Below are 12,777 nucleotides of genomic sequence, written 5' to 3'. Positions count from 1 at the left end.
TGTCCCCACGCGGCTCAGGTGTCAAGCGAGATTGCGCGGTGCGAGGCCTTGCTTCGCACCGGCGTTGTTTCAGGTCTTGGCTTTGGTCTTCGGAGAACTGGGAAGTCCGGGGGTGTTGACGGCGCCCGGTGACGTTTTGCGCCAGCCTCAGATGCTTTAGGGGCCGCAGCGGTCACCTTGGCTTCAGGCTGCGCCGGTTTCGCCGGTGCCTTGGGCTGAGGTGCTTTGGGGGCAGCCACCGGGGCCGTCACGGATTTGACGTCAGGCCGCGCGACCCGGGATTTGAACTCCGGTGACACCGTGGCAGGCTTGGCAGAGCGTTTCACCGCTGGTTTGGCCGCCGCCTTTGCAACGGGTTTCTTGGCTGCTTTGGTCTTCGCCACCACCGGCGCTTTCGCAGCTTTCGGCGTGTCCGGCTTCGAAGGCGCGGCGGGCGCCGTTGTTTTCACAAGCTTCGGACCGGTTTTGACTTGCGCTTTTTTCGCAACTGGCTTGGGCATTGGTGCCTTGACCGGGGTCGCATTCGCCGCCGTTGATTGCGTGCGCGCGGGCTTGGCCGCCGTTTTTTGAGCGGTCGTGCGCTTGGCGACAGGCGGTTTGTTTGCGCGGGCGCGCGCAGGGGCCTCAGATGCGCGCGGTTTGGTACGCATGCCCGAAGGGATGGCAAACGGATTGGCTGTCATGGCTGCTTCGCCAAAGACCTGAGCCACCCGCAGGTTGTTCTCGATCATGTAGCCAGCAAGGCGGAAACCGGCGGCAGAGATTTGAAATTGGGATGCGAGAGAATTCATGTGCAATTCCTGATTGTTGATCTCGACGCAGAAGTAATCGCATGCCGGGAGTCACATTCTTGCAGGGCCAAGATCAACCGGAAAAAGAGTTAACCGCAGGTTTCCGCTTGCCAATGACTTTAGATGCCCAAGGATTGAGCCAAACGCCCGTGCCAGAGGCAGGCGTATTCACCCCACGTGGAACAAAGTGTTGAAGAGTTTGGGGTCCAGACTGTCGGCTGAAAACGTGGGGCCATCAGTTAAAATACTTACCGCGTCATGGCTGTGCAGGCTCTCCTGATGGCTCGCGATCACGCGAAAATCCCCGATGCGTTCATCCGCCTGCATCCGTTCGCAAAAGAGGCGTGCGGCATCTTCGACAAAAATGGGATTGGCCGCGTTCAGCTCGGCAAAGGCCTGTTCGTCCTCGCGTTTCACCATGACTTGTGTCTCGGTCTCAACGGCGTCACGGGCCATTTCGATCAGATCCTCAAACCACAGGCATTCTGTGCCCAGAACCTCAACCGACAACCGTGCAACCGACCGTTGCGAATGCGGCGTCGCCAATTGTCCGCGGGTTTGTCGGGCATGTTCACTCAGCTCCAGTGAGCATGGACATGTGGATGAATAGACATAGTCGAGATGCATGAACTTGCGCTGTTCGCCATTTTTCTCAACCAGTTCCATCGCGATGTCGTAAAACTGGAAACCTTCCAACCCAGACCGCAAAGACATGGTTTTGAGCGGATAGGAAAAGCGCATCTGAATGCGTGCATCAAAACTGTCCAGATCGGTGATGTAATCCTTGAGCGCAGTTTCGATCACTTCGAAGCTGAAGGTTTTTTCTGCGTGCTTGTAGAAGGATCGCATAATCCGGGACATGTTGATGCCCTTTTTGCCAGCCTCAAGGCTGACAGTCCCCGTGACCGATGTTTCCAGCGTCAAATCGCCGTTGTCGCGGGTGTGGAACCGGATGGGCAGCCGGAAATTCGAAATCCCGACATGTTGCAGATGCTGTTTGGCCCCACGGATCAGCGAGCTCGGTCCGTTCTGCAAATCAGGCAGCGACGCGCGATAGACCTCATCCACGGTGAAATCTTCGGGGTAGGCCCGGGCCAAGGCGGGATAGTTCGATACTTCCTGCTCCGGCAGCAAACGCGCCACGGCAGGATCAAGATCAGCCACTTCTTCCGGTGACGCATTGCGTGCCCATTCCCGCAAGACAGCCAACGCACGGTCGGCATCATCGCGTTGAGGCATCTGGTCAACATCGGTGGGTTGCATATTCATGGTCGATCCTTAGCTGTAGCTACCGGCTGATATATAACCCGGCTTGGGGAAAACCAAATTTAGTTTGAATTCACGCGAAAACACGCGAATTGGCCGGATTTGCCAAAATGCCGCGGTAGTGCCTTGGTGTCGCCGGCCTTATATCCTTTGTTTTCAAGCCCGATTCAGCCTTGTTCAAAACTTCATGAGAACGTGAAGCATGCGCCTTTATGCGCCCAAAACGTCCGTGTGAAACCGGGTAATTCGATCAAAGGCTATCGAGTGCCTGAACCACGTCTTCGATCAAGTCATCCGTGTCTTCGATCCCCACGCTGAGCCGGATAAGCCCTTCTGTGATCCCCAGAAGAACCTTTTGATCATCGGGCAGTCTTTGGTGTGTGGTTGTTGCCGGATGCGTGATGATCGATTTGGCATCGCCCAGATTGTTTGAAATCAGCACGACTTTGAGGGCGTTGATGAAGCGGAAAGCCGCGTCTTTTCCGCCCGCCAATTCAAGCGCCACCACCGTGCCGCCCTTGCCCATCTGGCGTGCGACCAGGTCTTGTTGCGCATGGCTTGGGTGACCGGGGTAAATCACGCGCGTCAATGCTGCGCGTCCTTGCAAGGCATCCGCCAACGCAAGCGCAGAGGCCGCCTGCGCCCTGACGCGCAGATCAATCGTCTCCAATCCCTTGAGCATAACCCAAGCCGTAAAGGGCGACATCGATCCGCCGGTGTGTTTCATGTAGGGCTCAACGGTACCGCGGATAAACTCGCGGCTGCCGAGGATGATACCCCCGAGCGCGCGTCCCTGCCCGTCGATATGTTTCGTGGCCGAATACACCACCACATCCGCGCCCTGTTCCATTGCGCGAGAAAACACAGGGGTGGCAAAGACGTTGTCCACGACCACAAGCGCGCCCACATGATGCGCCAGATCGGCAACAGCCTGAATATCCACCACCTCTAGCGTCGGGTTGGCGATGGTCTCGAAAAACACCAGCTTTGTGTCGGACCGCAGGGCATCGCGCCATGCGTCCAGATCCGTACCGTCGACAAAGGTGACCTCCACCCCGTAGCGGGTCAGGATTTCATCCAACACGTAGTGACACGACCCAAACAGTGCACGGGCGGCAACGACATGATCCCCGGCCGCCAACATGGATGTCAGTGCACCCGAGACGGCCGCCATTCCACTGGCCGTTGCGAAAGCATCTTCAGCCCCCTCAAGGCCCGCAATGCGTTCTTCGAACATCGCGACCGTCGGGTTGCCATAGCGGGCATAGATAAACTCATCCGGGCCACTCTCCAAAAACCGCGCTTCCGCAGCTTCTGCATTGTCGTAGACAAACCCCTGGGTCAGGAAAATCGCTTCGCTGACCTCATTATACTGACTGCGCCGGGTTCCCCCGTGAACCAGTTGCGTCCGTGTCTTCCACTTGTCTGCCATCGTCGTCCTCCGGGCGCGCCGCCCACAAAAAAACCCCAGTCGCGGTCAAGCGAAAGGAGTTCCCTCGTCTGACCTCTTTAGCGGTGATATTTAACGTGGCCCGCAATCCGGTAACAAATCGCCACGTGGGTTGTTTAGCCGCCTGCGAAAGGACCGTCAACCGGGTGCGTACGCCGCGGTATCATCCCTTGGGGTATCGACATGTGTGTTGAATAACCGCCGATCAGGCGCGCGATTGCGGCTCGTTCACGGACGGCAAAACCGACAGAACCATAAGCCAGTAAAACGCGTGCAATGCCAAAAACAGAAGTGGCATGACGCTGATCCACACGGCCAGCGTTTCAAAAGCAATCAATGCTTCGTTCACGGCGATCAAAACGGCGGCGACGATCGCGTTTACCCGCAGGAGGCTGACCGGTGCGCTGACCTGTTGTGGCAGGCGGTCTTTTGGCACGACACGGTCCAGCATTTCCCGTTCGCGCAGGATGCCCCAGACCATGATTGCCAGAAACAGAACGCCAAAAAATGTCAGGATGCGTTGGGTGAATAGCGGGCTTCCGACCCACAACTGAACGCCCGCGACGACGATGATAACCGAAACCGGAAAGATCAGCATTTGCGGTTTCCCGCTCTGGACGTTTTCAAGGCTGGCCGCCGCATTCGGCAGGTTGCGCCAGATCGTGTAGGCCTGTGCGGTAACACAACCGATGACGAAGGATTGATCATCGGACATGCCGTTGAAGCGCAGCCCAACCCAGAGCATCACCATCACCAGAACAGGCAATAGATTGCCCGGCTGAATAGGTGGAATGGATGTGGCCAAATGCCAGAAACGGTTGGTGACACGCTTAATCATGCAATCGGGATAGACTGCAAATGCGGCCTAAAGTCGGCAATCCCATGGGTATTCGTAGAAGTTTACCTATTTTTCGGATCGCGGCGGATTGGCATTCGCGTCTATTTGGCGTCGTCCTCGCCGGTGCCGTGTTCACTGAAAACACGCCCTTGGGTCATGAAAAACACGAATATCGCAGCCGTCAAACCGAAGGTTTTGAAGTACACCCATATCTCTTCGGATTGCGTGCGCCAGATAATTTCGTTGAGGGCGGCCAGAGCGAGGAAAAAGATCGTGAGACGGCGGGTCAGGATCATCCATCCCTCATCAGTTAGCGGCATCATGCCATCCATCAATGACTGCAGATAGGATCTTCCTTGCATCAAACCAAAGCCCAACACGCCACCGAAAAGAACATAGATGATGGTGGGTTTCATCTTGAAAAACTTAGGGTCATTGAACCACACGCTCAGACCACCAAACACCACAATCAGCACCGCGGTAACCACCTGCATTTTTGACAAATGGCCCGTCAATTTCCACAAAATAGCTATAGAAATCAGAAAGATGGGGATGAAACCTGCAGTGACCGCAACGAAACCCGCGTACTCTGTTCCACCAATGGTGAAAACCCGGTCCTTTAGCCACAGATAGGCAATGAAAAAGCCTAGGATAGGGCCCATTTCCAGCGCGAATTTCAGCTTTCCGTCGATCTCTTTACCGGCCATTGCCTGTGCGTCTCCTCGAGTTACCCGCCCATTTCAACTATTACCGCGCCGATGGCAATCAATGCCATCAGTGCAATTCTTCGGGGCCCGACGGTTTCGCGCAATACCAGCCACCCGATGATCGCTGCAAAAACCACAGATGTTTCGCGCAAAACGGCTGCCTCACCTACTTTGTCCAGCCGCGTGGCCAGCATGATCGAGCCGAAAGACGAAAACGCAACCAGAGCACCAATCAGACCCCGTTTCAGGAGCGGTCCCAAGGGTGGCGCATCCGCCATACGGCGCCAACGCATGTAAGCGTATGCCGGAAGGGTCATCCCCTCGAACATGAAAAACCACGCCAAAAAGGTAAATGGGTCAGCCGTCGCGCGGATGCCATAGGCATCATATGTGGTGTAAAGAGCCACCATCAGGCCGGTCAAAACGGCCAGCACCAAGGCCGTGGGCAACGTGTCGCGTTCGGTGACCAGAAACATCAGATTGTAAACTGCCAGCCCGAAAATTCCGGTCAACAGAACCGCCACGCCGAGCCATTGTACCCCTGTAAATGTCTCACCAAAAATCAGATAAGCGCCGATCACGGTAAAGAGCGGCCCTGTGCCACGCACGACCGGGTACACCACCGTGTAGGCACCGCGCACATAGGCTTCGGCTTGCAGGATTTTGTAGATCACATGGATCGCAACCGCGCCGGCAAATATCGGCCACATATGCGGCTCGGGGAATGGCACAACAAAGAGCGCAAGCGGTGCGGCAAGAATAAACAGCCAGATATCAATGGCCCCGCGGGTCAGCCACGGATCAAATCGGCCTTTTTGCAGTGCACCGAAAACCGCGTGCAGAAAGGCGGCTACCAGGGCAAGGATCAGGGCAACGCGGTGCCCCTGCTCTGTCCCCTCCAGCGAAATGAGCCACTCGCTCATACGCACTGCCCGGTTTGGAAAGGCGTGAGTTTGACCCTCACTGCACCTCGAGCCCGGTCAACGCTGCGGCAAATTCCTCTGGGTCGAAAGGCGCGAGATCATCGATTTGCTCGCCCACGCCAATGGCATGAATGGGCAGTCCAAACTTGTCCGCAAGTGCCACCAGAACGCCTCCCTTAGCGGTGCCGTCCAGTTTGGTCATGACCAAGCCCGAGACATCCGCGAGGTCCTGGAAGGTTTTGACTTGGCTCAGTGCGTTCTGGCCAGTGGTCGCGTCCAGTACCAACAGCGTGTTGTGCGGCGCGGTTTCATCCTGTTTGCGGATCACGCGCACGATCTTGGCCAGTTCTTCCATCAGATCGGCGCGGTTTTGCAAACGCCCGGCAGTGTCTATCATCAGAAGATCCGCTCCGTCCTTGCGTGCCTGTTCCATCGCGTCATAGGCGAGGCTTGCAGGGTCCGACCCTTCGGGCGCGGTCAGGACAGGCACTCCGGCGCGGTCGCCCCAGATTTGCAATTGCTCCACCGCGGCTGCGCGGAATGTATCGCCCGCAGCAATCACGACCGATTTGCCCGCCGCGCGGAACTGGCTGGCCAGTTTGCCGATGGTCGTGGTCTTGCCCGACCCGTTGACACCCACCACCAACACCACTTGAGGCGTTTTGGGATAAAGCGGCATGGGGCGCGCAACCGGCTCCATGATGCGGGAGACTTCGGCGGCCAGTAACTCTTTGATTTCCTGAGTGGAAAGCTTTTTCCCCATGCGCCCTTCGGCCATGTTTGCCGTCACGCGCAGCGCCGTGTCCACGCCCATATCCGCCGTGATGAGCAACTCTTCGAGCTGCTCAAGCATATCGTCATCCAACGCCCGGCGGATAACTGTCTTCTTCTCTGTCCGCCCGAGTAGTCGACCAAAGAAGCCGGGCTTCTTGGGTTCGGGTTCGGGTTCGGGTTCGGGTTCGGGTTCGGGTTCGGGTTCGGGTTCGGGTTCGGGTTCGGGTTCGGGTTCGGGTTCGGGTTCGGGTTCGGGTTCGGGTTCGGGTTCGGGTGAAGATACCACCTCTTCCAGCTTGGCAATATCTTCTTCGATCTCGTCCAAAGAGGTATCGATCGACGCGCCGATGCTATCGTCGGGCTCAACCCATGGCTCAAGAGCCTCCGCCGCCGCGGCCTCTTCCGGCGTGACACTTTCCATATCCGCCTTAAGAGCTTCATATTCCGCGTCAGACTTGGCCTGCCACTCTTCCAGTTCTGGCTCTGGCTCTGGCTCTGGCTCTGGCTCTGGCTCTGGCTCTGGCTCTGGCTCTGGCTCTGGCTCTGGCTCTGGCTCTGGCTCTGGCTCTGGCTCTGGCTCTGGCTCTGGCTCTGGCTCTGGCTCTGGCTCTGGCTCTGGCTCTGGCTCTGGCTCTGGCTCTGGCTCTGGCTCTGGCTCTGGCTCTGGCTCTGGCTCTGGCTCTGGCTCTGGAATGGGATCGGCTAAGGGCGGCTCCGCGTCAAGGGTGGGCACCTCGACTTCGACGATTTCTTCCTCACCGCCCTCTTCGACGATGGCATCCAGACCCTCTTCGATCTTGGATGAAGACCGGAAAAGCCGTTCCTTGAGTTTCTTGAAAAACGCCATGCGTCCCCCGAGCAAATGGTTCACTCTGACCTAATGCGCTTTGGCGGGAGATGGAAGAGCGCGAGGGCGCCTTACACCTCGTCGGGAAAATGCTTCATGGTCAGGCGGATCGGATTGGGCGCGGCCTGCCCCAGACCACAGATCGACGCATCGGCCATCGTAGTACACAGCTCTTCCAACAAAGGCTGGTCCCATTTGTCGGCCTGCATCAGCTTGACAGCCTTTTCACAGCCCACGCGGCACGGCGTGCACTGACCACAGCTTTCATCCTCAAAGAACCGCAGCATGTTCAGCGCAGCCTCTTTGGCACTGTCCTGATCTGACAGAACCACAATCGCGGCCGAGCCGATAAAGGTGCCATGTTCCTGCAACACGTCGAAATCCATCGGAATATCGGCCATCGACGCGGGCAAAAGACCCGCCGAAGGGCCACCTGGCTGGTAAGCCTTGAAGCTATGTCCGTCCAGCATCCCGCCACAGGCGTCGATGATATCCATCATGGTCGACCCTGCGGGCAGCAGATGCACGCCCGGGTTCTTTACACGTCCGGAGACCGAGAAGGAGCGCAGCCCCTTGCGGCCGTTTTTCTCGACCCCGCTCAGGATCTCCCCGCCTTCACGCAGGATGCGGCAGACCCAGTGCAGGGTTTCAATATTGTTGACCAACGTGGGCCGGTTAAAGACCCCCACCTGCGCGACAAATGGCGGTCGGTGTCGCGGCAGACCACGCTTGCCTTCGATCGACTCGATCATCGCGCTTTCTTCGCCGCAGATATAGGCGCCAGCGCCCCGGCGGAGATCAATATAGCCCTCAGCGACGATGCCCGCGTCTTCCAGCGCCGTGATTTCGCGGGCCAGGATTTCCAGCACGGCCGGGTATTCATCACGCATGTAGATAAAGCAGGTTTCGGCCTCCACCGCCCAGGCGGCAATCAACATTCCCTCAAGGAAAACATGGGGTTCTCGTTCAAGGTAATAGCGGTCTTTGAATGTCCCGGGCTCACCTTCGTCGCCGTTTACGGCAAGATATCGAGGCCCTTCGGCCGCGCGCACAAAGCCCCATTTGCGACCCGACGGGAAACCGGCACCGCCCAATCCACGCAGCCCGGAATCCAGCAATGTCTGCTGGATCGTTTCGAAATCGCCATTGGCGCGCACATCTGCCAGGGTCTTGTACCCTCCGTCCGCGGCGTAGGCGTCATAGGTCTGATAGTCGGGGATATGCACGTGCGTGTCGTCCGCCGCAATTGCCGCGTTCACCTTTTCCGGTGTGGCGTGGTCAATATGGTTGTGACCCAACTCCAGCACAGGCGCGGTATCACATCGGCCCATGCACGGCGCGCGCAATACGCGAACTTCGCCGGCGTCCAACCCGTCTTCCAGCGCTTTTTGCAATTGCTGTGCACCAGCCAGTTCGCAGGCCAATGAATCGCAGACCCGGATCGTCAAAGCCGGCGGCGGCGTCTCACCCTCCTTGACCACATCAAAATGCGCGTAAAAGGTAGCGACTTCATAGACTTCCGCCTGCGAAACCCGCATCTCCTCCGCCAAAGCCCGCAAGTGCGCCGCTGACAGATGGCCGAATTTATCCTGGATCAGATGCAGATATTCGATCAGCAGATCACGGCGCCGCGGCGCGTCACCCAACAGCTCTTGCACCTCGGCCCAGGGCTGGTCCTCCAGCTGACGCCCCTTTGGCGTATGCCGACCCTTGCCCTTGCCCGATTTCCAGACGCCCTTGCGCTCATCCAGTGCCATGCGATGTCCTCTGACCTTTTGTGCCCCGACAAATACCTGCCCCAAAGGGGCAACGCGAGGGCAAAAGCGACATTCATCCCTTCGGAAACGTTGAGCCTTGCGCAAATTCCACTCGATTTCGCCGCGAATGTGCCGAATTCAGGTTTTAGACCTTCAGGCACCGTGATCTGAGGTCTTTTGAATGCGATTGTTTGCCAGTGCCACGATCAGCCCGGTTTTGCTGATCCTTGCAGCCGCCTTCTGGGGCGGGTTTTGGGCGTGGCTGGCGGTCGGATACATCACACTCATAGCCTTTTTGCTGGATCGCCTGGCCCCGGAAGAAATCCACAACGCAGACCCCGATGCAGAATTTCCGGCCAGTACCGGCTTACTGTTCGTGCTCGGCATGTCGCATCTTCTGCTGCTTGTCATCGGTATTTGGGCCGTTGGCGGGCAAACCGGGCTGAGCGCTATGGACCGGACATTGCTGGCCGCATCGATCTCACTGCTCTTCGGTCAAATTTCGCACCCTGTGGCGCATGAGTTGATTCATAAATCGGCGCGTGGCGCCCGTTTTGTGGGGCGCTTGATTTATACATCTATGCTGTTTGGGCATCACGCCAGCGCCCATTTACGCGTACATCACACGCATGTTGCCAGCGACGCGGACCCCAACAGCGCCCGGATGGGGGAGGGTTTCTATGTTTTTGCCCTGCGCGCCTGGCCTGCAGGTTTTATGGCCGGGCTTCGGGCTGAAAACCGTTTGCGCAACGGTCGACCCATCCTGCGCCATCCTTATATCTTCTACATTGTCGGGGCATGTCTGACCGCATTGATGTCTCTCCTGCTTGCCGGACTTCCCGGCCTGTCAGCGCTTGTGATGATTACGCTTTACGCACAGTTGCAAATCCTGATGTCGGATTACGTGCAGCATTACGGCTTACGTCGGCACGCATTGGCAGATGGCCGGTTGGAACCGGTGGGACCGCAGCACTCTTGGAACACGCCGCATTGGTTTTCCGCGGCGATGACGTTGAATGCGTCACGACATTCTGATCACCATGTCACGCCGCAGCGCGCCTTTCCCGGGCTGCAGCTGGACGAAGACAAAATGCCCTGCCTGCCCTTTTCCCTGCCCGTCATGGCGGGTCTGGCCTTGGTGCCGCCGATCTGGCGACGGGTGATGGATCCGCGATGTGCGCGTTGGCAGCCGGTGTGGTTCAAACCGCCGGCGCATTCTGTTCGCGACATTCCGCCCGCCATCTTGAACAAGGCGAAATCCGGTGGCGTGCCGCAGGCCGATCTGCCAAATTCAGGCCATGCAACGGACCCCTCGGATTCTGACAAGTCTGATACTCTGCGCCCACGTGATCCCAACGGCCGCACTGGCCAGTGACACGATGAGCGCTGAGGAATTCGACGCCTACACGAAAAACAAAACGTTCTACTATGGCAGTCAGGGTCAACCCTACGGTGCGGAAGAATATCTAAGCAATCGCCGGGTTATCTGGTCTTATCTGGATGGGCAGTGCCAAAATGGAACGTGGTATGAAGATGGCGACCAGATTTGTTTTCTTTACGAAAAGCAACCAGAGCCACAGTGCTGGAGTTTCAAACGCTCCTCCAATGGGTTGATTGCGCAATTCGAAAACGACCCGGAGCAATCACCGCTTTATGAGGTGGAAAAGCGTCACGAACCTCTGATCTGCCCTGGGCCAGACGTTGGTGTATAAATGCACAAAGTCGATCTGAAATTTCAATTTACACCCATAAATCGAACTTAAGTGTCACAAATACGATATTTTGCATCCATCACGGCGCAAGCCGCATGGGGACGTACAGTCTAAAACAGACTTCCTTGGTCAGGCGCATCCGATTTCGGTTTTGACGTCTTCCGCGTGGGTTTTTCCGACTTGCTCAGCGACAAACGGCCGTCAGAGAACTCAATTTCAAGCGCTTCGGCTTTTGCAGCGGTGGATTTGCACGTCACAACATCGCCATCGCCGCGCACCACCGCATAGCCACGCTGGAGGGTTGCCTTGTACCCCAGTGTTTCCCGCAACCGGTCCATCGCGGCAATTCGGTCCCGCCATCCGGTGGTTTGGCGTGTGGCGACATCTCTCAATCGCTGCGTAAGGCGCGTCAGATCGTTGGATTTGCGCGTGGTATCGGCCTGAAGCGCGCGCAGGTTGAGCCGCGCCGCCGTGTTGGAGAGGCGTTGGCGATCCCCATCAATCTTTCGTCGCAAGATACTTGGGCGCAAAGCGCCAGCCTTTTCTGATAGTTTCACATGTCGCGTCTGAACCAACTTCATAAGCGCCGCAGGTAATTTTTCTGCCCAAAGGTCAAATCGCTGGCGTGGTCCGTCCAGCAGCGCATCCTTGCGCGGCAAAGCCCGCGAAACATCCCGCAACCGCTGCTGGCGTGTTGCCACACCGGATGTCAGAGCATGGGTCAAGCGCGCTTCCTGTGCTTCAAGCCATGCCAACAGTTCTAGCCGGACCGGTACCGCCATCTCTGCCGCCGCGGTTGGGGTGGGCGCGCGTTTGTCCGCTGCATGATCAATTAGCGTGGTGTCTGTTTCGTGCCCAACGGCGGAAATCAGGGGAATGTCGCTGGCCGCTGCCGCGCGAACGACGGCTTCTTCGTTAAATCCCCAGAGGTCTTCGATCGAACCACCACCGCGCGCAACAATGATCAAATCCGGACGCGGCAGAGCGCCACCGGGGCTGAATTGATTGAACCCGTCGATGGCACGCGCCACTTCGGGTGCACAATAGCTGCCCTGTACGGCCACGGGCCAAATCAGCACCTTGCGCGGAAACCGATCGCGCAACCGGTGCAGAATATCCCGGATCACAGCGCCGGACGGAGACGTCACAACGCCGATAACTTCCGGCAAATACGGGATGGGTTGCTTGCGTTCGACATCAAACAGACCCTCGCTGGCAAGCTGCTTTCGACGCTTTTCCAGCAACGCCATCAACGCACCCTGCCCAGCGACCGACACCTCATCCACGTTCAGATTATATTTCGATTGCGCGCCAAAGGACGTCAGACGCCCGGTAACGACAACTTCCAAACCTTCCTCGGGAACAACCGACAAGGACGCCACCTGCCCCTTCCACGTGGTACAGGCCAGCACGTTTTTGTCATCCTTGACGTCATAATAAAGATGCCCGGACCGCGCCTTAAACACGCGGCCAACCTCACCCTTCACCCGGACACGGCCAAAACTGCCCTCAAGCGTGCGTTTCACTTCGCCCGAGATTTCAGAGACGGTGTATTCCGGCAGGTTCTGTCCCGGTTGCGGGTCATCAATCAGGTCTGACATGGCCTATAAATGACCGATACCGCCCACAATGAAAAGATCACTTCTCCGGCCGTCTTGCCTCTGGCTCGTGTCACGCCTATTCAGGCCCAAACCAGTGGAACGGAGGGGCGG

11 protein-coding genes and 1 riboswitch are annotated in these 12,777 nt (G+C 57.6%); of the genes, 2 read left to right on the top strand and 9 right to left on the bottom strand.

Annotation, left to right across the window (positions count from 1 at the left end):
• Window positions 1-14 precede the first annotated feature (14 nt).
• From ACZ1HJ_RS11080 to ACZ1HJ_RS11045, 8 genes are all read right to left on the bottom strand, one after another.
• A complete protein-coding gene (locus ACZ1HJ_RS11080; protein WP_472718725.1) occupies window positions 15-791 on the bottom strand; it encodes a hypothetical protein in 777 nt (258 codons plus the stop codon).
• Window positions 792-959: 168 nt separating this feature from the next.
• The gene (gene folE2, locus ACZ1HJ_RS11075) at window positions 960-2,060 is read right to left on the bottom strand and encodes a GTP cyclohydrolase FolE2 (RefSeq protein ID WP_472718724.1); all 1,101 of its coding nucleotides are present in this window, start codon (window positions 2,058-2,060) and stop codon (window positions 960-962) included.
• Window positions 2,061-2,307: 247 nt separating this feature from the next.
• Window positions 2,308-3,489 carry an O-succinylhomoserine sulfhydrylase gene (gene metZ / locus ACZ1HJ_RS11070; protein WP_472718723.1) on the bottom strand — a complete coding sequence of 394 codons (1,182 nt, stop codon included), beginning with the start codon at window positions 3,487-3,489 and terminating at the stop codon, window positions 2,308-2,310.
• 56 nt (window positions 3,490-3,545) lie between these two features.
• Window positions 3,546-3,624: riboswitch (SAM riboswitch) on the bottom strand.
• Between the two features lie 88 nt (window positions 3,625-3,712).
• Window positions 3,713-4,345, bottom strand: coding sequence for a hypothetical protein (locus tag ACZ1HJ_RS11065; RefSeq protein WP_472718722.1), 633 nt, complete (start codon window positions 4,343-4,345; stop codon window positions 3,713-3,715).
• A 101-nt stretch (window positions 4,346-4,446) separates the two neighbouring features.
• Window positions 4,447-5,052, bottom strand: a complete 606-nt coding sequence (locus ACZ1HJ_RS11060; protein WP_472718721.1) for an inner membrane-spanning protein YciB — start codon at window positions 5,050-5,052, stop codon at window positions 4,447-4,449.
• 20 nt (window positions 5,053-5,072) lie between these two features.
• Complete coding sequence (locus ACZ1HJ_RS11055) at window positions 5,073-5,975, bottom strand: EamA family transporter (RefSeq protein ID WP_472718720.1); 903 nt, start codon at window positions 5,973-5,975, stop codon at window positions 5,073-5,075.
• Between the two features lie 37 nt (window positions 5,976-6,012).
• On the bottom strand, window positions 6,013-7,596 hold the full coding sequence (gene ftsY, locus ACZ1HJ_RS11050; protein WP_472718719.1) for a signal recognition particle-docking protein FtsY: 1,584 nt from the start codon (window positions 7,594-7,596) through the stop codon (window positions 6,013-6,015).
• 71 nt (window positions 7,597-7,667) lie between these two features.
• Window positions 7,668-9,353 (bottom strand): NAD(P)H-dependent oxidoreductase subunit E, encoded by a 1,686-nt coding sequence (locus tag ACZ1HJ_RS11045; RefSeq protein ID WP_472718718.1) that lies wholly within the window; start codon window positions 9,351-9,353, stop codon window positions 7,668-7,670.
• Window positions 9,354-9,534: 181 nt separating this feature from the next.
• On the opposite strand from ACZ1HJ_RS11045, the gene ACZ1HJ_RS11040 reads away from it, so the two are divergent.
• Together ACZ1HJ_RS11040 and ACZ1HJ_RS11035 are read left to right on the top strand one after the other, a co-directional pair.
• Entirely contained in the window at window positions 9,535-10,728 is a 1,194-nt protein-coding gene (locus ACZ1HJ_RS11040; protein WP_472718717.1) for an alkane 1-monooxygenase, read from the top strand.
• Window positions 10,700-11,065, top strand: coding sequence for a hypothetical protein (locus ACZ1HJ_RS11035; RefSeq protein WP_472718716.1), 366 nt, complete (start codon window positions 10,700-10,702; stop codon window positions 11,063-11,065). The genes ACZ1HJ_RS11040 and ACZ1HJ_RS11035 overlap by 29 nt, the downstream gene beginning before the upstream one ends.
• 110 nt (window positions 11,066-11,175) lie before the next feature.
• Here the strand turns inward: ACZ1HJ_RS11035 and xseA are convergent, their stop codons facing one another.
• Complete coding sequence (xseA, locus tag ACZ1HJ_RS11030; protein WP_472718715.1) at window positions 11,176-12,666, bottom strand: exodeoxyribonuclease VII large subunit; 1,491 nt, start codon at window positions 12,664-12,666, stop codon at window positions 11,176-11,178.
• Window positions 12,667-12,777: the final 111 nt, after the last annotated feature.

The sequence above is a fragment of the Roseovarius sp. JB2-10 genome (genome assembly GCF_055693585.1).
This window is presented reverse-complemented; position numbering and strand designations above follow the sequence as displayed.

Bases quoted from the DNA above. Each gene is read 5' to 3' on its own strand.
- ACZ1HJ_RS11055 (WP_472718720.1), bottom strand. From the start codon at position 5,975: ATGAGCGAGTGGCTCATTTCGCTGGAGGGGACAGAGCAGGGGCACCGC.
- ftsY (WP_472718719.1), bottom strand. From the start codon at position 7,596: ATGGCGTTTTTCAAGAAACTCAAGGAACGGCTTTTCCGGTCTTCATCC.
- ACZ1HJ_RS11065 (WP_472718722.1), bottom strand. From the start codon at position 4,345: ATGATTAAGCGTGTCACCAACCGTTTCTGGCATTTGGCCACATCCATT.
- folE2 (WP_472718724.1), bottom strand. From the start codon at position 2,060: ATGAATATGCAACCCACCGATGTTGACCAGATGCCTCAACGCGATGAT.
- ACZ1HJ_RS11045 (WP_472718718.1), bottom strand. From the start codon at position 9,353: ATGGCACTGGATGAGCGCAAGGGCGTCTGGAAATCGGGCAAGGGCAAG.
- metZ (WP_472718723.1), bottom strand. From the start codon at position 3,489: ATGGCAGACAAGTGGAAGACACGGACGCAACTGGTTCACGGGGGAACC.
- ACZ1HJ_RS11040 (WP_472718717.1), top strand. From the start codon at position 9,535: ATGCGATTGTTTGCCAGTGCCACGATCAGCCCGGTTTTGCTGATCCTT.
- ACZ1HJ_RS11060 (WP_472718721.1), bottom strand. From the start codon at position 5,052: ATGGCCGGTAAAGAGATCGACGGAAAGCTGAAATTCGCGCTGGAAATG.
- ACZ1HJ_RS11080 (WP_472718725.1), bottom strand. From the start codon at position 791: ATGAATTCTCTCGCATCCCAATTTCAAATCTCTGCCGCCGGTTTCCGC.
- xseA (WP_472718715.1), bottom strand. From the start codon at position 12,666: ATGTCAGACCTGATTGATGACCCGCAACCGGGACAGAACCTGCCGGAA.